This is a genomic window from Paraburkholderia sp. GAS334, from assembly GCF_050436625.1.
Lineage (GTDB): Bacteria > Pseudomonadota > Gammaproteobacteria > Burkholderiales > Burkholderiaceae > Paraburkholderia.
The window spans coordinates 330,130-347,417 of record NZ_JBNDMO010000002.1 but is presented as its reverse complement, the minus strand read 5'-3'; the positions used below and the strand labels follow the sequence as shown (position 1 = coordinate 347,417).

The window sequence follows — 17,288 nt, the reverse complement described above, 5'->3', positions numbered from 1 at the left end:
GCGCATTGCTAGCCGCCCAGATGCGCGAGCGCGTCGCGCATCGGCTGGCTCGGAATGACGATCGGCCCGGTGAACGGCGTATCCAGATCCACGATTCCATAAATCGCCGACGCAATCGACAGCGCGCCGAGCGTGATCGTCACCAGCGCCAGCGCGTTGCGCGGCGCGATCAGGCCGAAGCTCAGAAAGATCACCGATAGCCAGAACGTGAGCGTCTTGAAGAACGGGTCCGAAATCGAGCTGTGTGCTTCCTCGATCAGTTTCCAGCGCGCTTTGCTCACCACGGTGAACTGGGCAAGGATGTCGCCGACGAGCGACTGATGAAACGCGTCAGGTGGGTTGAGTTGACGGATCCCGCTTTCGGCCTGGTCGAGCAGGTGGCCGAGGCGGGGGCTTTCCAGCTGCTCGGGATTGTGTGGGACGTTCTTCTGGTAATAGTCGCCGGGCGGCGGCGGTTCGTGCGGCCATGTCGTCGCGATCGCCTCGGCGGTATAGGCGCGTAGCAGCGCGCGTGCGTCCGATGTATCCGGCCCGTAGTCGCGAAGTTTGACGTCGAGCTGGATCAGATCGGCGGCGTACGCGCGGAAATCGTTGGCAACCGTGTCGAAGCTGCTCTTGGCCGACGCCGTCATCAGACCCAGCACGAGCGCAGCGAACGTGACCAGCATGCCGATGACCAGCTGGATCAGCTGCACCGTCTCGTGCGCCTTGTGCTCTTCGGGCAGCAAAGGCCTCACGAGCACGCCAAAGCCCGTTGACAGGAGGAGCACGATGAACACAACCAGTCCGGACTCCACTTCAGTCATGTCGCGACGCTCCCCGCAAATGTGCCTCGCTACTTTCCGCTAACGCATCCTTGCAGGCAATGCTCGACATCCCGGCCCGTTCGCCGCAGCCGTCTCCAGATCGAGCCAGAAACAGCCACATCGACGATGGAAGGTGCAAGCGACGGCGGCGCCGCGCCGGCTACCTCATCGCCCGCAAAGCACCCATAGTCTTGCGTTGCGTCAAACGCGAAGCACCTGAAGGTCCTGCGCGCCATCAAGTTTTCGAGAATCAGGCCGACAACCAGATATGTTGCGTCCGCTTAACGAAAGGTGGATGGAGCGGGGCGGCCGGGATAGGGCGAACACGCAGAAGTCCGGCCGCACACGAGGCGCCGGACTCGCCGGGGCTGCATCACGGAGACGAAAGTATGTTGAAGAATTTATCGATTCGCGCGTACCTGAGCCTGATGGTTGCCTTCTTTGGGATCGTCCTGCTTGTCGGCGCGGCGGCGGGTCTGCTGTCGCTGCGAGCCAGCAACGAATCGCTGCAGCAGATGTACACGGTCGATACGCCCGCAGTCGCGGATCTCGAAGGCAGTGCCGGGCAGCTGCTGCGCCTGCGTCTCGCACTCGCTACCTACGCATCCCTCGTTGACCTGAATGACCAGGAAGGCGCGGACGCGGTGCTCAAGCGCTTCGACCAGTACCTGAAATCGTCGAATGACCGTCTCGCCCATTATGTGGGCAACGCGGGCACGGACGCGGACGAGCAACGTCTCATCAAGGACATGCAGGACAAGCGCGACGCCTTCCTGCACGACGGCGTCGAGCCCGCCATGGCTGCGCTGAAGGCCGGCGACAAAACCGCGTTCCAGCAACTCCAGGCGCACAAGCTGCCGTCGCTCTACAGCAATTTTGAGAAGTCGATGCTTGTGCTCGAGAAGCTGCAACTCGATCACGGCGAACAGCGCTACGGCGACGCGCAGGACCGCTTCAATGTGGTGAGCGTGGCGGTTGCGGTCGGCATGGTAGTGTCGCTGCTATTGGCGTGGCTTGGCCGTGTGGCGATGGTGCGCGCGATCGTGCATCCGGTGCGGGCGACGATCGCGCAGTTCCAGCGGATCGCGGACGGCGACCTGACCGGCCGCGTCGCGATAACCGGCGACAACGAGATGGGGCAACTGGCCGCCGCGTTACGGAAGATGCAGGAGTCGCTGATCGCGACTGTCAACACGGTGCGCAGCGGGACGGAATCGATCGATACGGGCGTCAGCGAAATCGCGTCGGGCAACACCGATCTGTCGCAGCGCACCGAGGAACAGGCCGCTTCGCTCGAAGAAACCGCGGCGAGCATCGAACAGCTCACGTCGACGGTCAAGCAGACCGCCGAGAACGCGAAGCAGGCCAGTTCGCTGGCGCAGGGCGCGTCGGGCCTTGCAGCACAGGGCGGCGAACTGACGCAGCAGGTGGTGGGGACGATGAACCACATCGTTAGCGATTCACGCAAGATCGGCGACATCATCGGCGTGATCGAAGGCATCGCGTTCCAGACGAACATTCTCGCGCTCAACGCGGCCGTCGAGGCGGCGCGCGCGGGCGAACAGGGTCGCGGCTTTGCAGTCGTCGCGAGCGAAGTGCGCTCGCTGGCGCAACGTAGCGCCGGCGCGGCGAAGGAGATCAAGGGCTTGATCGGCGAATCGACGGCGCGGGTCGAAGCGGGCGCGGATCTGGTCGAGCGCTCGGGCACGACGATGACCGAAATCGTCGAGGCCATCACGCGCGTGAGCGCCATCATGAGCGAGATCGCCGCAGCAGCGTCGGAGCAGAGCACGGGCATCGATCAGGTGAACCTCGCCGTCGCGCAGATGGACGAAGTGACGCAGCAGAATGCTGCGCTGGTCGAGCAGGCTGCCGCAGCAGCGAGTTCGCTCGAAGACCAGGCGCGACGTCTGACGGCCGCCGTCGCGGTGTTCCATACGGGCACGGGAAGTTCGGCCACGTTGAACGCCCGCCTGACGAAGCGTCCGGCCGGTGTGTCGGCGGCCGCGTTGCCGGCGCCGGTGACGTCCTGATTCCGGGTTCGGATTTGCGTGACGCTCCCTGCTTCTGAACATAAGCGACGCCCGCGATCGCGCGGCGCGTCGCCTTTTTCCCAGCCAGTCAGCTAAAAAGCCGCTTCAAGGCGGCGCGCGCGTTGGTGACGAGATCGTCCTCGCCGAGGCGGCCCGGCAGCAGATGAAACTCCACCGCCGGCAGGGCAGGAAGCCGCACCGACGCCGGACACGCGGCCAGCCCGGCGCCAATCGACGACTCGTTCAGACACGAGATCCCCAGACCCGCCTTCAATGCCAGCTGCAGCCCGGCCACGCCAGACGCCGAATGCGAAATCACATACGGCACGTTACGCTCATCGAGCAGCTTCACGATGAAGCGCTGTAGCTGGCAACTGGATGGCAGGAGCACGAGCGGATAGGGCGTGGCGATCCGCGGGTTGGCATCCGCCGAGCTCACCCATACGAGCCGCTCGCGCCGGATCACCGCACCCTTGCGGTGGCCGTTCCCGACGGCCACGCGTCCACTTTCGGGCGTCACGAGACGCAGCGACAGACCAATATCGAAGGTGGCATCGTCCCCGGCGCTGTCGATGACCGCGCTCGGCAGTACCGTCACGTGCAGACGCAAACGCGGATGCTGCTCCGAGAAGGCCTTCAGCACGCCCGCGATCTCGTGCGGCCGGTAGTAGTCGGTGATGGCGATCCGCAGCTCGCCGTCGAGCGCGCGCCCCTGCATATCCTCGAACGCCGCCTCGCTCATCGCGAGGATGCGGCGCGCATGGTCGAGCAGTTTCGTGCCGGCCGGCGTCGCGGTGACACCCTGCTTGCTACGCACGAAAAGCGGCTGGCCGGCGCGCTCCTCGAGCTTCTTCACCTGCTCGCTCACCGACGACTGCGACAGGAACACCCGCTCCGCCGCCCCCGAAACCGTGCCGGCCTCGACCACGGCAACAAAGGTTCGAAGCTGCGCGAGATCGAACGCACGTTGGCTCATGATTCGGAAACTCCGATGGGAATGATCTTATATTCCCGCTTTTCCGATGGATAGTCTATCCGTAGGATGACTTCGTCGAATCCTCGGGAGGTCACATGGGCAGGCATCTTTCACAGGGCGTATCCGGCCCGTGCGGACGCAGTCATCGATGGAAAGTGCTGGGTGTCGGCTTCGCGGCGAACGCGAGCTTTTCGGCAGCGTTTTCCGGCATTCCGACGACCGCGGTCTTTATCCGCTCGGGCTATCACGTCGACAATCACGCGCTCGGTCTTTTGTTCGGGATGCTCGGCCTTGGCATCGCAGTTAGCGAGCTGCCGTGGGGATTGTTGACGGATCGCTGGGGCGACCGGCGCGTGTTGCTGCTTGGGCTCGGCCTGACGGCGGCGGCACTGGCGGGGATGGCTGCGTTTGTTTCGCCACAAGGCGCCTGGGTCCCGGGCGTAGGGATGCTCGCTGCGGGCCTGCTGCTGGTCGGACTGCTGGGCGGCAGCGTCAACGGTTCGAGCGGTCGCGCGGTAATGGCGTGGTTTCGCGAAGGCGAGCGCGGTCTCGCCATGAGCATCCGGCAGACGGCCGTGCCGGCAGGAGGCGGCCTCGGCGCACTGGTCCTTCCCGCGCTTGCTGCGTGGCATGGATTTGCGTGCGTCTACGGCGTGCTGGCGGTCCTGTGCGCGGTGACCGCCGGATTCGCGTGGCGCTGGCTGCATGAGCCGCCCGCCGCGGAAGGTGCGGCGCGCGGCATGCAAGCCGCGCCTTCCGTCGCGTCGCAGCCTTCGCGGCGTCCGGTTTCGCCGCTGCGCGATGTCCGGATCTGGCGCACGGCGCTCGGCATGGGCGTGCTGTGCGTCCCGCAACTGACGGTGGTGACGTTCGCGACCGTGTTTCTGCACGACTTCAGTCGCGCCGGTCTGCTGACGATCAGCGTCACGATGGCCGCTGTGCAGACAGGTGCTGCGGTCATGCGCGTCTGGAGCGGTCACTGGACCGATCGTCGTGGCAACCGTCGCGCCTATATGCGTGCGTGCAGTCTGGTTACGGCGCTACTGTTCGCACCGCTCGCGCTACTGACCGCCGGCGTGGGCGCATTGCACACTGCCATGGCGATCGTGTTCGCCGCGATGATCGTGCTGGGCGGCGTGTCGGCTTCGGCATGGCACGGCGTCGCGTTCACCGAACTCGCGACGCTTGCGGGCACGAGCCGCGCGGGTACGGCGCTCGCGATCGGCAACACCTGCGTGTTCATGATGATGTTCGTGACGCCGCTCGCCATTCCGCTGGTGTTGTCGATCGGATCGTGGCCGGCCGTCTGGGCGATGGGAAGTCTCTGTGCGTTGATCGCGTTGCCGGTCTTTCCGCGGGCCGCCGTTCCCCGTAGCGTCGCGCCGGCACGGGCCTGATCGGGGCCCCGCGCTGTTCGAGCATCCGTTTGGACATTCGACTATTTGTCATACGATTAGGATCACTCTGATTTTTGTTCCCTCCATGTGGTGATGTGATTAGGCGCTTCCAGGCGAACGTCAGGTGGCGCAAGCGGCGCTTCCCCGGCGCGCTCCTGATAACCATCAAACACCTATACCAATATGGAGAGAAAGCATGGCAAAAATCCGGGTCATCGTGGCCGATGACCATCCTTTTGTAGTGATCGGCGTGCGCGCATCGCTTGCGTTGCATGAGGGCATCGAAGTCGTTGGCGACGCGAACGGTCCACAGTCCCTCATCCGGCTGCTCGAAGCCACGCCCTGCGACGTGCTTGTCACCGATCTGACGATGCCGGAAGCCGGCACGCCGGCGGAAGACGGGCTGCGTCTCATGCGCCGCATCCGCCAGACATGGCCGGCGATCCGCATCATCGTGCTGACGGGCGTCACGAACGCCGCGATCCTGCGCTCGATCATGACCGACGGCGTCGCTGGCGTGCTCAACAAGACCGGGTCGATGGATGAGCTGGCCGCCGCGGTGCGAACAGTCGGTTACGGGCGCCCGTATGTCAGCAAGTCGATCCTGGTCACGCTCGCCGAGGCCGGTTCCGAAGCGAGCGAAATGACCGCGATGCCCCGTTTGTCGCCGCGCGAAACCGAGGTGCTCGGCCTGTTCGTGAGCGGGCTGTCGATCAGCGAAATCGCGCGTCGGCTCGATCGCAACGTGCGCACTGTCAGTCGTCAGAAGCGCGACGCGATGGTCAAGCTGGGTGTGAGCAACGATCCGGGTCTCTTTGCCTTTATTCGCGCACACGGTATGGCATGAAATAGATCGAAAACTAATCAAATGAAGAGCGCCCCCAGGCCGACGGGGGTATTTCAGAGCTTTCTTATGTCGGTCGAATAGCAAATATTTGATTCTCGCTCTGGCAGATCGAGCGCTCGCATGATGCGGGCATCAGCGTGCAGACCAGCGCCGGAGACGAACTTCATGACCGACCCTCACAGCAGCGACACCAGCGGCACTGCATCTATCCGTACCATCATCGCCGACGATCATCCCCTTGTTCTGCTTGCCATGGAGAACCTGTTGTCGGGCTTTCCAAACATGAAGATCGTGGGCCGCGCGTCGAACTCCAGCGAAGTCTTTGCGCAGGCGGAGCAGACGCCCTGCGATCTGGTGGTGATGGATCTGCACATGCCGGTCGTCGGCCACAGCGACGGCCTCGATACCGTCGCGCGTCTCAGGGCATGCTACCCGCACGTGGCGCTGGTTCTGCTGACGATGGAATCCGAAGCCGACGCCTTGCAGCAGGCGCTCTCACTCGGCGCGAATGCGGTCGTGAGCAAGCGCGATCGCATCGACCTGATCAACGTGGCGATCGTCACCGCACTCGCGCGCGAGTGTTATCTCGGACCGGCCGTGCGCGCGCAACTGTCCGATGCATCGCGGTTACGCCAGCTGGATCACGTGCGCCAGCTGCTGTCGCGCCGCGAGATGGAAGTGTTCACGCACTATGCGGCCGGTCTCGGCGTCACGGAGATCGCGACGCGCCTTGGGCGCAGCGTCAAGACGATCAGCGCGCAGAAGTGCACAGCGATGAAAAAACTCGCGCTGCATACCGATGTCGAGCTGTTCAGATTCGCCGTCGATCACGGCGTCGTCGCTGAAGGCGCCAGGCAGAGCGTGCGTTGAAAGAGACGATCCGCGTCATCGTGGCGGACGATCACAGTTGCGTGCGCAGCGGCGTCCGCTCGCTGCTGTCAGCTACGCCGCATCTGTCGGTAGTCGGCGAGGCGGTCGATTCCCAGGCGCTGGCGGAACTGCTCGATCACTGCCGCTGCGACGTGATTGTCTCCGACGTCGGCATGCCGGGAATCAGTGGCGAGAGTAATGCCGTGTCGCTGCTGCGCAGGGTTCTGCGCGAGGTTCCCCATCCGCCGGTGGTCGTGCTCACGATGATCCATCACCCGCACGCGCTGATGGGTCTCGTGCATATCGGCGTCAACGCTATTGTTGACAAACGCGACGTCGCGAGTTCGCTGACTACCGCGATCGATGCCGCTCTCGCGGGTACCTTCTGGCTTTCCGGTCATGCCCGGCGCGTGCTGGCTGCCGCCGACGCGCCATCGCAACCGCGTGTGGGCGTGCTGAGTGCACGCGAGTGGGAAGTCTTCCAGATGTATGCACGCGGCATGTCGATCCATCGGATCGCGCAGAAGCTTGATCGAAGCGCCAAAACGATCAGCACACAGAAGCGCAGCGCGATGCGCAAGCTCGGGCTGGCGTCCGAAGCCGATCTGGCGAACTACGCCCGACAGATTGGCCTGATCTGACGTCCCAGCCGGCCGCAGGCGAGGTCGAATTAGGAGTAGTCCGATTAGTTGTCTGCCGGTCGCGCCCCATACTCGCGCGTCGCGGACAGACGAGGTTCCTGGATCGTTCGTTATGCAGATGGAGTTTGAAGAACGCGAGTGGCATTTGCGTTGTGAACGCTAACCCGGAATAGAGCAATGAAAGGAGGCAACATGTCCAGTCTGAGCAGGCGCTTGATGGCAGAGGCAGCGGGCACGGCCTGGATCGTGTTCATCGGGTGCGGCAGTCTCGTCGTGAAAGGTGCGCTATCCCAGATGGGATGTGCCGGCCTGGAGGCTCCCATTGCATTCGGGCTGGCGATCACGACGGCCAGCTACGCTGCCGGCCGCTTCTCCGGCGCACATTTCAATCCTGCTGTGACGATCGGCTTCGTGGTTGCACAACGTTTTCGTGTGCGTGATCTGCTGCCGTATGTTGCTGCGCAAATTTTCGGGGCGGTGACAGGCGCGGCCGTGCTCGATTTCATCGCCATGGGCCGTCCGGGGTTCGATCTTGCGATCAGCGACTTCGGTGCAAACGGCTATGGCGACCACTCGCCTGCCGACTTCCAGCTGCAATCGGCGCTCGCACTCGAACTGGCGATGTCATTCGCTTTCGTATGGATCAACCTGCAGATGTCGCGACGGGCGTCGCGCGCGGTTGCGCCGGTCGTGACCGGCGCCTGTCTTTCCGCGATCTATCTGATCGCTATTCCCATCACGAACGGCTCGGTGAATCCCGCGCGTTCCACTGGGCCGGCACTCTTTGTGGGCGGCTGGGCGCTGGATCAACTCTGGCTCTTCTGGGCCGCGCCGATCGGGGGCGGCGTGCTTGCCGGTCTGCTCTATCCGCGGCCAGGCGGCGCGCGGCATAAAGGTCCTGCCGGACCGGCACGTGAGCCGGCCGAGGTCTCGTGAATCCGTTCCGCTGCTTTCCGATGTTCATCATGACCATCCAGCCTGCGCGTGCACGATGCGGCGTGCTGCTGCGTCCGATGTACTGCTTCCTCGTTTGCGTGGCGTGGGCTGCGATGGTCGTCGCTCACGCCGCGCTCGCGGCTGTGCCGCTCGAATCCGCGTCCGGTGAACTGGTGTCGGCGTATCCCGCCAGACTGACAATCGGCATTCTCGCAGGCGGCTGGGAACCGTTCGAAATCGTCGACGGAGCCAATCTGGGCGGCTTGAGCGTCGACTATCTGCGCGCGCTCGTCGGGCCAGGCGTGACGTTCGAAACCCGCGCGTACGCCGATATGCCCCACCTGCTAGCGGCTGCGTGCGCGGGGGAAGTCGATGTGTTGATGAGTGTTGCGCGCACGCCCGAGCGGGACCGGTGTCTGTCGTTCACCGCACCTTACTTTCGCGCGCCCATGTCGGTGGTGACGCGCCGCGAGCGCAGCGCTTCGTTCACGCGCGGCCAGTTGCAGGGTGCCCGCATCGCCCTCGAAAAGGGCTTCGCGCTCGAAGGCTTTCTCGCCGGGCGCTACCCACACGCGCAAATTCTGACGTACTCCGACACGGCCGCCGCGCTGGCCGCGGTCGAGCGTCGCGAGGCCGATGCCTATCTGGGCCTCGCGCCTTCGGTGCGATCGCGGCTGTCCGATGGCGCGTTCCATGGCCTTGGCGTCGCGTTCGACGATACGGGGCGCACCGGCGAAATCCGGTTTGCCGTGCCACATCGGCAGCTTGCGTTGCGCGACGATCTCGATCGCGCGCTATCGGCGATGCCGCCGGACGACAGGCAGCGTATTCGCAACCGGTGGATCACCGCACCGACGCCGCAGCGCGGAATCGAAGCCGTCAGCGCGGTGCGCCTGCTGCCGTTTCTGATCGCTATCGGTGCGATTCTCGTTGTGACATTGCGCGCCTATGTGCTGCTGCAACGTGAGATGCGGCTGCGCAAGCGCACCGAGCGTGAACTCGCCACCCAGCTCAATTTCCAGCAGACGATGATGGAGATGGTGCCGTATCCGCTCGTCGCGAAAGATCTGGATGGGCGCTATATCGCTGTCAATCGCGCGTACGAGGAATCGACAGGCCTCGCGCGCGAGACGGTCATCGGCCGGACGAGCCGCGATGTGCAGGCGTGGGGCGCGTCGAACAGCCTGAGTCTCGATCGCATCACGCGGCGCACGCTCGAAAGCGGCGAATGGCAGCAGATCGAACTGGAATTCGCCGGCCGTGCGGGCGATGCCCGTCACGGGATTTTCTGGACGTGCATGTGTACGGGCATCGATGGCATGCCGTCATGCGTGCTCGGGACAGTGGTCGATATCACCGATATCCGCCGCGCGGAAGTGCTCGCGCACGAGACGGAGCGGCGTCTCTTCGATGTAACGCGCTCGCTGCCGGCGGTCGTGTTCCAGCTGCGCCGTGATCCGGCGGGCGCGTACTCGTTTCTCTATGTCGGCGGCGACACGCAGGGCCTTCTCGGTAACGACGGCCGGGCGTTGGCCGAACCGGGCAGCATCGATTTTGCGCGTGTCTGCGCGGAGGATCGTCGCGCGTTGATGGTCGAACTTGAGCGCTCGGCGCGCTCGGTGCAGCCGATCCACGTCGAGTTTCGCTTCGGCGACGGTGCGTCGGGTTTTCGCTGGGTACGCGCCGAGCTGGTGCCGCGCCGCGAGGCGACAGGTAGCGTCGTGTGGAGCGGCTACGGCGTGGACGCGAGCATCGATCACGCCCGCGCGGATGAACTCGCCCGCGCGCGCGATTTCGCGGAGGCGGCGTCGCGTGCGAAAGACGACTTCCTCGCGATGATGAGCCATGAAATCCGCACGCCGATGAACGGCGTCCTCGGCCTTGTCGAAGTGCTGGAACGCACGCCGCTCAACGCCGACCAGGGGGAGATGCTCGGCATGATTCACGAGTCGGCGGGCGCGCTGCTGCAGATTCTCGACGATCTGCTGGACTATTCGAAGATCGAAGCCGGGCGGCTCACGATCGAATCGGAGCCGATCGACTTGCGCGAACTGGTCGATAACGCGGTGGGGCTGCTTGCGGGACGTGCGCATGAGAAAGGCCTGAAAGTACGCGTGGACGTCGAGCCGGGCGTCGCGGCCAGCCTGCGTGGCGACAGCGTGCGGCTGCGGCAGATTCTCTTCAATCTGCTCGGCAACGCGATCAAATTCACGCCCGCCGGCGAAGTGGACGTGTGCGTGGTGCTGAGCGCGCAGACCGACACCGTGCAGACCATCGATATCACCGTCGAAGACACGGGCATCGGCATCGCGCCGGACGTCCAGGCGCAACTCTTCGAGCCGTTTGTGCAGGCCGAATCGTCGACGACGCGTCGTTTCGGCGGCACCGGGTTTGGCTTGACGATCTGCCGCAAGCTGGTCGAACTGATGGGCGGCACGCTGCAACTGCAGAGCACGCCCGGAACAGGCACGCGCATGACGCTGCGGCTCGCGATGCCGATCGAAACGCGAACGCATACCGCCGGCCGTTTGCGCGGAAAACGTGGCGTGATCGTGACGGCCGACACGCGCGTTGCGCAGGCGATGGTGCATTTCGGCGAGGCGCTCGGCATTGCACTCGATGTGGTCTCGCCCGATTCCGCGGCAAGCATGAGGCCCGCTACGTTCACCGCCGCCGATCTGATTTTCGTTGCCGAAGGGCGGGATATACCGAAGGACGGCGCATCGCGCGCCCGTGTGATCTGCCTGACGGAAAAGCCGAAGCCGACAGGTTATCGCGTGGTCGACGATAACGTCCGGCTGAGCATCAACCCGATTTCATGGCGCGGACTCGGCGCGGCGTGCGCGGCGGCATTGAGCGGCCTCGCGACCGTGCCGGCGCGGCACGTCGGCGCGATCGAGACCGGCATCGCTGCGCCGGATCGCGAGCGCGCCATCGCAAGCGGGCGGCTCGTGCTCGTCGCGGAGGATCATCCGGTGAATCAGGAGCTGATCCGTCATCAACTCGCGTTGCTCGGTTTTGCCTGCGACGTGGTCGACGACGGCGCCGAAGCACTCGTCGCGCTCGAGCAGACGCGCTACGGCTTCCTGATCACCGACTGTCATATGCCGAACCTGTCGGGCTACGAACTGGCGCGTGAGGTGCGCTCGCGCGAGCGAGCGCGCAACGACGCGACGCGGTTGCCGATTCTCGGCATCACCGCCAACACGGCGCCCGAGGATCTGCGGGCATGTCGCGAAGCCGGCATGGACGACTGCCTCGTCAAGCCGACGCGTCTTGCGACCTTGCGCGACTACCTCGCGCGCTGGTTCGGCACGGAAGTCACGCGTGTGCCGGCCACCGATGCGAAAACGGCGAGCCCGCATGACAAACCCGCAACCCACGCGCCCGCGCCCGGGATGACGCGCGCATTCATCCCGGTCGACCTCGCTCATATGACCCAGTTGTGGGGAAGCGAATCGACCGTCAAGTCGCTGCTCGATGCGTTTGTCGCGGCGGTTCGCGACGATCTGCGTGCATTGCCGACGCTGCTGGAAAACATCGACGCGACGCAGGCCATCGATGCGCGCGACATCGAACCATTGCGGGAGTGGCATCACCGCGTGATGGGCGCCGCGGGCGTGCTGCAGTATCCGCCACTGCTCGACGTGCTGGAGCAATATCGGCGCGGGATGCAGCATTGGCCGTCCGCACAGCTGCGCGCGGAGGGTTTTTCGCTGGTGACGCAATGCCAGACCATACTGGACGGCATTGAAGAACAGGTTGCATTGCTTGCATAGCGACGCGAAGCGCGAGGCAACCTTCTCGTACAGACGAAAAAAAACGCGGCCGAAGCCGCGTTAAAGTTTGGAGACATCCTTCGATGAAGGAGTCGCTTCTCGCAGATGTAAGCGTACGCTCTTTGCGCCGAAAGATTGAGGCCCAATTGCGCAATTAACTATTGGAGTATGCGAAAGTGTGCGCGGGCAGTACGCCCGCGCGGAAGTAATTCACCGTGAAATCGACGAAAGAACGTGTCTTGGCTGACACGTGACGTCGTCCCGGGTAGACGAGCGAAAGCTCCTTGTCAGCATCGAGGATTCGCCAGCCGGGCAGAACCTGCACGAGCGTGCCGTCGGCCAGATCCGCCGCCACGTGATTCTCAGGAAGAATGGTGACGCCCATATCGGCCAGCACCGCCTGCCGAAGCATCACCGAGTTGTTGACCATGTACGCGGGATCAAGACTGACCGTCTGCGCGCTTCCGTCCGCTGCCGCGAAATGCCATGTCGTGCTGTGAATATCGGCCGAGGGCGCGAGGAACGTGTGCGCGACCAGGTCCGCAGGTTGTTGTGGCGCTGGGTGCGTTTCCAGATAACGCGCGGACGCCGTGGCGACCGGACACACCTTGAATAGAGGCCGTCGGACCATCGTTTCGCTGCTGACCTGACCGGGCACGACGATGCCGACATCGAAACCTTCTTCGATCAGATCCACCGGCCGGTGCAACAGCGTGACCGACAGCTTCACCTTCGGATGCAGCGCGTGATAGTGCTGCAGCAGCGGCGTCAGACCAAAAAGCGAGAACGACGCGACGGCAACGAGCTTGAGCGTGCCTGACGGCTCACTGCCGCTGCGCGCGACGTGCGACTCCACCGTCTCGATCTGGTCGAGCACCTGACGGCAACCTTCAGCATAGGTGTGACCGGCCTCGGTCAGCGACAGGCTGCGCGTAGTCCGGTTAACGAGGCGCGTGTCCAGGTGTGTTTCGAGCAGCGCGACATAGCGTGTTACCACGGCATTCGACAGACCGAGACTCGCGGCGGCGCGCCCGAACGAATTGTTCTCCGCGACCTGGAGAAAGACGCGCATGGCCTGAAGCAGATTCATCGACGGTTCGTTGTATGGAAAGGAGCATGCGACGCGCACGAAAGTGCCAAATATTAGGCGCGCGTGATCACCGTTGACACGGGATTTTTCCGAATCATTCGCAATGAATTGCGTGTCTCGATTTAATGCTGAAGAAAGCGTGTGGCAGAACGGCAACGCTTTAAATAGATAAGCATGGCGAAATATAAATCGAGACAAGAAAAATGCCTTGCGAGTCAAGGCAAATAAGCGTGCTGTTGCGCGGTTTTTGAATAATTCAAAAATTGTTTTGTGCGCTTGCGAGTGGCCTCTGCAAAACCCAGCCCCCACACTTTGACATGCAGATAGAACCGGTAACGGTCCAGGCCGACGGTGCGAATCGATACGGCCCAGGCCTGCAGTTGCGCCACGCAATCAATCGAGTCAGACGACTCAGTATCAAGGGGCTTTACATGAAAAAAACTCTGGTTCTCGCGGCTGTGTCCGCAACCTTCGCCACTGCCGCGAGCGCGCAAAGCAGCGTGACGCTGTACGGTGTGATCGACGCCGGCTTTACGTACGTCCAGAACGAACGCACGAGCGTGAGCGATCCGGATGCGCACGGCCCCGCTTACCGTATGACGAGCGGCAATCTCCAGGGTAGCCGCTGGGGCATGCGCGGTGCGGAAGATCTCGGCGGCGGCATGAAGGTGATCTTTACGCTGGAAAGTGGTTTCAACGTAATGAATGGCCACAATGACGTGAACAACAAGCTGTTCAACCGTCAGGCGTTCGTCGGTCTGTCGAGCGACTACGGCACGCTGACGATGGGTCGCCAGTACGATTCCGTGGTCGACTATCTCGGTCCGCTGACGGCGACCGGCAGCTGGGGCGGCACGTACTTTGCACACCCGGGCGACAACGACAATGCGAACAACTCGGTGCGCATGAACAACTCGGTCAAGTACCAGAGCGCGAACTACGCGGGCCTGTCGTTTAGCGGTCTGTACGCATTCTCGAATCAGGCGGGCGGTTTCGCCGATAACCGCGCGTACAGCGTGGGCGCGGGTTACCAGGCTGGCGGCCTGAAACTCGGCGCGGCATACCTGCAGATTCAAGGTTCGAACCTGAATAGCAGCGGCGCAGTGCAAGACGGTCCGTTCGCCGGAAATGCAGTCGTCAGCCAGACCCAGCGCACGTGGGGCGTGGGCGGCAGCTACGAATTCGGTCCGGCGTCGGTCGGCGCGGTGTACACGCAAAGCCGTTACCAGTTCGCCTTTGGCGACGGTTCAATCCGCTTCAACAACTACGAAGTCAATGCGCGCTACAACCTGACACCGGCGCTCGCGCTGGGTGCAGCGTACACGTACACGCAGGCGGTCGAAACGACGATTAACGCCGCGAATACGTCGAGCCACTGGAACCAGTTCGGCCTGCAGGCTGACTACGCGCTGTCGAAGCGGACTGATATCTCTCAAGAAACCCGGCAGAAAAGATCGGTTCTCAGGGAATCGGCGCGTTTGGCTGGAGCTGGAATCCGAGGGCGGAAGCACGTCGCCGGAGGGCTGCGATGCTGCGCTGGCGCTGCTGTTCCTCATAGCGCTGCTGCCCCTGGTCGACGAAGGCTTCGCCGCGCGTGAGCATGAAGTACACCATGCGGGCAAGCTTGTGGGCCACCGCGGTATTGGCGCGCGGCTTGTCCATGCGGGCGCACAGCCGGCGGTAGAACGCGCCGAGCGCCGAGTCGCTGCGCGACAGGCTCATGGCTGCGATTTTCAGTGCCTGCCGGGCGCGGTTGGCGGAGGGTCGGGTGCCGGAAGACAGTGTCTTGCCGCCACTGATCTTCGTGGCTGGGCACAGGCGCAGCCACGAACAGAAGTGCTTGACGCTGGCAAAGCGGCTCAGGTCCGGGCCGATCTCGGAGAGGATCGTCATCACGGTTGCCACGGACAGGCCGTTGATGCGCGTCAGGTCCACGCCCGCCCAGCGCGCGAGCGCGGTACGCGCGTCGAACCGGGGGGTGTTCTTCTGGCGCTTCTTGTCCGGCCCGGCCAGCTGGACGTCGTGACGCCCCAGGGGGACCAGCAGCGCCTCGGTCTTCGCATCGCACTCGAGGATGCGCTCGGCGAGGCTGTCGAACATGGCGAGCGCCTGCGCGAGCACGAACAGGTGCTCGTCGCGCCAGTTGCCGGTCAGCGCCCTGATGACGTCTTCGGTACTGGCCTTGACGAGCGTGTGGCGGAAACGCGCGAGCACCTTCGGGTCGCGTTCGCCGGCCACGATCGCGCGGATGATCGCCTGTCCGGTCGTACCCATCACGTCAGTGAGTACCTCGGTGAGCTGGAGGTTCATCTGCAGGAGCGCCTTCTGCATGCGCTGCACCCAGCTACCCTGTTCGGTGAGCAGCAGCTCGCGCTGCCGCACCACCGCGCGCACCACGCAGACCTCGCCATCGGGGCGCCAGGCCGCGCGCAGCAGTCCGAGACTCATGAGCTTCTGCAGCCATTGACAGTCTTGCACGTCGCTCTTGCGCCCTGGCACGTACTTCATCTGCCGCGCATCGACGAGCCAGACTGTCAGCCCGCGCTGCTCGAGCACCTCGTAAACCGGTATCCAGTAGACTCCGGTGGATTCCAGCGCCACGGTATCGACGCCGCACGCGAGCAGCCAGTCGGCCATCGCGTGCAGGTCACCGGTCATCGTGCCGAACTCGCGCACCGGCTGGTCGTCGGCTGTCCGGGGGACTGCCACCCAGTGGCTGGACGCGCCCACATCGATCCCGGCGGCGTTCGGATACACCTCATCGTCTTCCCGCTTGCGCATGGCCATGGCCTGCTCCTGGCTGGTTGGTTCAGGGCAGCACCAGGGGGAAGCGTCTGAATCGACTCGATCTCTCAAACGGGATGCAGCTCGCGCTGCTCGCCAATGTCACCGACGATTCCCGGACCATGCTATGTACCGGGCTCGCCACGCGGCGTCCGGTGACGTCGCATGCGGGCACCAGTGATGTTCCGGTCATCAGGGCGCTGCCACCTGTGTTATAGCGCAGCAGCGTTTCTTCCGGAACACCGGGGACGATTGCCGGCCCTGGGAAGCTATGCAGAAGGCGTCTACTCTGCCGGTGGCAATGGTGCGTTGATTCCGACACAGGTCTTCGGTACGAATGCGCCGTCCTCGTCACGTAACCAGGCCGTTGTATCGACGGGTCTGCGTCACCGCTTCTAAAGCGCGCTTTGATGCCGCTCTCGTAGCTTAAAAAAGCACCGTTCGCGGTGCTTTTTTTTCGTCTCCCGACTTGAGCGCGACGAACGACGTCAGCCGATTTGCACTAGTATGTGGTGCGCCCCGTGCGATCGATCCTTTGCACCCGGCGCTACACAAGACCAGGAGAACTAGATGATCGCGATTCGCAGACTGAATCTGGCTGTCGTATTGTGGGCATTGGCATCGGGCGTGGCATTCGCGGATACGGTCCAGCTGAAGGCCGATCTGCAACCCTCCAGCGAAGTACCGCCGCGCGTGAGTCACGGACACGGCGATCTGAGTGCGTCGTTCGATACGTCGACGAAAACCCTGCAATGGACAATCACGTACGGCGACCTGTCAGGTCCCGTGACGATGGCGCATTTTCACGGCCCAGCGCCCGTCGGCCAGAACGCGAAGGTGCAGGTGCCGATCGACAAGGGCGCACTCGCGAATCCGATCAAGGGGTCGGCCACGTTGACCGAACAGCAGGTGACGGATCTGATGGGCGGCCAGTGGTACTTCAACGTTCATACCGCGCAGAATCCGAGTGGTGAAATCCGCGGTCAGGTGTTGCCGGCGAACTGACGGACGAGGAACAGCCGGGCCGCCAAAGGCGGCCTTGCGCTGTCCTGGAATCCAGAACCCGTCGTCCAGCGCGGTTCGAGCGATCGTACGTACCATCACCGCTTACCTTTCGAGGAGGCTGCGC

At 63.7% G+C, this 17,288-nt stretch carries 13 protein-coding genes and 1 pseudogene; 9 read left to right on the top strand and 5 right to left on the bottom strand.

Features of this window, described 5'->3' with window-relative positions:
• Window positions 1-8: 8 nt before the first annotated feature.
• Window positions 9-806 carry a hypothetical protein gene (locus P3T21_RS04915; RefSeq protein ID WP_429254805.1) on the bottom strand — a complete coding sequence of 266 codons (798 nt, stop codon included), beginning with the start codon at window positions 804-806 and terminating at the stop codon, window positions 9-11.
• Window positions 807-1,195: 389 nt separating this feature from the next.
• Here P3T21_RS04915 and P3T21_RS04910 point away from each other — a divergent pair, with 389 nt between their 5' ends.
• Window positions 1,196-2,839 carry a methyl-accepting chemotaxis protein gene (locus tag P3T21_RS04910; protein ID WP_429254804.1) on the top strand — a complete coding sequence of 548 codons (1,644 nt, stop codon included), beginning with the start codon at window positions 1,196-1,198 and terminating at the stop codon, window positions 2,837-2,839.
• Between the two features lie 88 nt (window positions 2,840-2,927).
• Here P3T21_RS04910 and P3T21_RS04905 read toward each other — a convergent pair whose 3' ends face one another.
• Window positions 2,928-3,815: a LysR family transcriptional regulator gene (locus P3T21_RS04905; protein ID WP_429254803.1), complete on the bottom strand. Its 888-nt coding sequence runs from the start codon at window positions 3,813-3,815 to the stop codon at window positions 2,928-2,930.
• Window positions 3,816-3,910: 95 nt separating this feature from the next.
• Between P3T21_RS04905 and P3T21_RS04900 the strand changes: the two genes are divergently transcribed.
• The 6 genes from P3T21_RS04900 to P3T21_RS04875 all read left to right on the top strand — a co-directional run bounded on the left by P3T21_RS04900 (window position 3,911) and on the right by P3T21_RS04875 (window position 12,285).
• On the top strand, window positions 3,911-5,212 hold the full coding sequence (locus P3T21_RS04900; RefSeq protein WP_429254802.1) for an MFS transporter: 1,302 nt from the start codon (window positions 3,911-3,913) through the stop codon (window positions 5,210-5,212).
• Between the two features lie 196 nt (window positions 5,213-5,408).
• Window positions 5,409-6,059, top strand: a complete 651-nt coding sequence (locus tag P3T21_RS04895) for a response regulator (RefSeq protein WP_429254801.1) — start codon at window positions 5,409-5,411, stop codon at window positions 6,057-6,059.
• 165 nt (window positions 6,060-6,224) lie between these two features.
• Window positions 6,225-6,929 (top strand): response regulator, encoded by a 705-nt coding sequence (locus tag P3T21_RS04890; protein WP_429254800.1) that lies wholly within the window; start codon window positions 6,225-6,227, stop codon window positions 6,927-6,929.
• Window positions 6,926-7,570, top strand: coding sequence for a response regulator (locus tag P3T21_RS04885; RefSeq protein ID WP_429254799.1), 645 nt, complete (start codon window positions 6,926-6,928; stop codon window positions 7,568-7,570). Before P3T21_RS04890 ends, P3T21_RS04885 begins: the two co-directional genes overlap by 4 nt.
• 192 nt (window positions 7,571-7,762) lie before the next feature.
• Complete coding sequence (aqpZ, locus tag P3T21_RS04880; protein ID WP_429254798.1) at window positions 7,763-8,506, top strand: aquaporin Z; 744 nt, start codon at window positions 7,763-7,765, stop codon at window positions 8,504-8,506.
• Between the two features lie 29 nt (window positions 8,507-8,535).
• Window positions 8,536-12,285 carry an ATP-binding protein gene (locus tag P3T21_RS04875; protein ID WP_429254797.1) on the top strand — a complete coding sequence of 1,250 codons (3,750 nt, stop codon included), beginning with the start codon at window positions 8,536-8,538 and terminating at the stop codon, window positions 12,283-12,285.
• Between the two features lie 154 nt (window positions 12,286-12,439).
• On the opposite strand, the gene P3T21_RS04870 is transcribed toward P3T21_RS04875, so the two are convergent.
• A complete protein-coding gene (locus P3T21_RS04870; protein ID WP_429254796.1) occupies window positions 12,440-13,375 on the bottom strand; it encodes a LysR family transcriptional regulator in 936 nt (311 codons plus the stop codon).
• Between the two features lie 215 nt (window positions 13,376-13,590).
• On the bottom strand, window positions 13,591-13,764 hold the full coding sequence (locus tag P3T21_RS04865; protein WP_429254795.1) for a hypothetical protein: 174 nt from the start codon (window positions 13,762-13,764) through the stop codon (window positions 13,591-13,593).
• A gap of 42 nt (window positions 13,765-13,806) precedes the next feature.
• Here P3T21_RS04865 and P3T21_RS04860 point away from each other — a divergent pair.
• Window positions 13,807-14,955 (top strand): annotated as a pseudogene (locus P3T21_RS04860) (porin); the annotation flags it as partial.
• Here P3T21_RS04860 and P3T21_RS04855 read toward each other — a convergent pair.
• Entirely contained in the window at window positions 14,837-16,162 is a 1,326-nt protein-coding gene (locus P3T21_RS04855) for an IS110 family transposase (protein ID WP_429254794.1), read from the bottom strand. The pseudogene P3T21_RS04860 and the gene P3T21_RS04855 overlap by 119 nt on opposite strands.
• A gap of 567 nt (window positions 16,163-16,729) precedes the next feature.
• Here P3T21_RS04855 and P3T21_RS04850 point away from each other — a divergent pair.
• On the top strand, window positions 16,730-17,164 hold the full coding sequence (locus tag P3T21_RS04850; RefSeq protein WP_429254793.1) for a CHRD domain-containing protein: 435 nt from the start codon (window positions 16,730-16,732) through the stop codon (window positions 17,162-17,164).
• Window positions 17,165-17,288: the final 124 nt, after the last annotated feature.

Excerpts from the sequence above, each read along its gene's own strand:
- P3T21_RS04895 (WP_429254801.1), top strand. The coding sequence starts at position 5,409 with ATGGCAAAAATCCGGGTCATCGTGGCCGATGACCATCCTTTTGTAGTG.
- aqpZ (WP_429254798.1), top strand. The coding sequence starts at position 7,763 with ATGTCCAGTCTGAGCAGGCGCTTGATGGCAGAGGCAGCGGGCACGGCC.
- P3T21_RS04850 (WP_429254793.1), top strand. The coding sequence starts at position 16,730 with ATGATCGCGATTCGCAGACTGAATCTGGCTGTCGTATTGTGGGCATTG.
- P3T21_RS04890 (WP_429254800.1), top strand. The coding sequence starts at position 6,225 with ATGACCGACCCTCACAGCAGCGACACCAGCGGCACTGCATCTATCCGT.
- P3T21_RS04870 (WP_429254796.1), bottom strand. The coding sequence starts at position 13,375 with ATGAATCTGCTTCAGGCCATGCGCGTCTTTCTCCAGGTCGCGGAGAAC.
- P3T21_RS04875 (WP_429254797.1), top strand. The coding sequence starts at position 8,536 with ATGACCATCCAGCCTGCGCGTGCACGATGCGGCGTGCTGCTGCGTCCG.
- P3T21_RS04855 (WP_429254794.1), bottom strand. The coding sequence starts at position 16,162 with ATGGCCATGCGCAAGCGGGAAGACGATGAGGTGTATCCGAACGCCGCC.
- P3T21_RS04910 (WP_429254804.1), top strand. The coding sequence starts at position 1,196 with ATGTTGAAGAATTTATCGATTCGCGCGTACCTGAGCCTGATGGTTGCC.
- P3T21_RS04915 (WP_429254805.1), bottom strand. The coding sequence starts at position 806 with ATGACTGAAGTGGAGTCCGGACTGGTTGTGTTCATCGTGCTCCTCCTG.
- P3T21_RS04900 (WP_429254802.1), top strand. The coding sequence starts at position 3,911 with ATGGGCAGGCATCTTTCACAGGGCGTATCCGGCCCGTGCGGACGCAGT.
- P3T21_RS04905 (WP_429254803.1), bottom strand. The coding sequence starts at position 3,815 with ATGAGCCAACGTGCGTTCGATCTCGCGCAGCTTCGAACCTTTGTTGCC.